Here is a 1,285-nt window from a genome sequence, read left to right on the forward strand (position 1 = left end):
TTTGCACTTAATGATATGATGTTTATATTTATTTTAGGTATTATATTTTCTATATATTTTATTTTACATCAAAAAATTAATATATATTATTTAGCAGTTGATATAATATTACTTTCAGCTTCTTTTATATTATTAATAATAACGCTTTATAAAAAATATAGATATAACATATTAAATAGATAGTATTTGTTTAGCTCAGCCGAATCCACACAGCTATTTCCTCAATATTTTATCCATCTCATTAGACAAGATCTTCCATTCTGCTGTAGAACTTCTTCTTCGATGAGTTTCTCAGAGAGTTCTTTTCCCGTCTCAGATGATCTGAATGCATCCACCACCTTTATGAGATATATCCAGCATCTCTGTATAATAGTGAGATGGGAGTAACCACCTGTCCATAACCTCAAAGACCATATCAGAAACAGCATCACTGGCATCCGTCCATGATCTCCTCAGGCAGGTGAGGATACAGTACATAATATCAGGAAAGGAGGTGAGGAAAAAACTTGATTCCAGGAATCCAGAAACACTGGCCATAGCGGACAAACTTAACCTTATATCGGTTGTATAGGCACTACAGATCTCTTGACCTGAAGAGGCCGCAAAACACAGTACGGGCAGGCAAACAAACTAATAAATCATGTAAAGTCACGGTCTTATACTTTTTATGCACAACATTTGTTATATTACTCTTATTTTCTTTATATAGGATATTCAATTAATTACTCCACTGATCCATATCATTGAAAATTGGAGATTTTTTATTAATTTGAGTCCCAAGATTTTTATGTGGGAAAAATTCACTGGTCTTCACAATCAAACCCTATTTCCCGGGATAATCAAAGTAATGACTCTATATCTTGATAGCCATGCAACAGGATTCAACGCGATTCCAGTAATATCTGAATTTTTTAGATTTCATCTCCCTGAAACAACCTATCCTAAAGTGGGAATAACCATTAATTTTAACTTAAGTTCCGCATGGCAATCATTATCAGTGTAATATGATGAAGACCTGCTTTAAAGTATTCCCGTAACATTTCAGATAATCATGTATGTGCACATTCACGTATCCTGGGATATGAAATCCCCCTGATTTTGAGAACATCCAATGCTTCTATGCTCTCCAGTGATATGTACAGTTCCCTATTACCAACTGTTATGGGAACAACATCCAGATAATTCAGGCTCCTGCTTTCAAGGCTCATAGAAAAGAAAACGAAAATCACAATATCAGAGGGAAGGCGAATTCTCTCATGCCTGAAGGTTACGCCTGTTTGCCCTG

Annotated in this window: 2 protein-coding genes; one reads left to right on the forward strand and one right to left on the reverse strand. The window is 35.0% G+C overall.

Going from position 1 to position 1,285, the window contains the following annotated elements:
• Positions 1-769: 769 nt before the first annotated feature.
• Positions 770-1,003, forward strand: coding sequence for a hypothetical protein (locus AMDU4_RS11110; RefSeq protein ID WP_290705155.1), 234 nt, complete (start codon positions 770-772; stop codon positions 1,001-1,003).
• A 46-nt stretch (positions 1,004-1,049) separates the two neighbouring features.
• Here the strand turns inward: AMDU4_RS11110 and AMDU4_RS11115 are convergent.
• On the reverse strand, positions 1,050-1,285 hold a 236-nt coding region (locus AMDU4_RS11115), incomplete at its 5' end, for a hypothetical protein (protein WP_290705157.1).

It is taken from the genome of Ferroplasma sp. Type II, assembly GCF_000496155.1.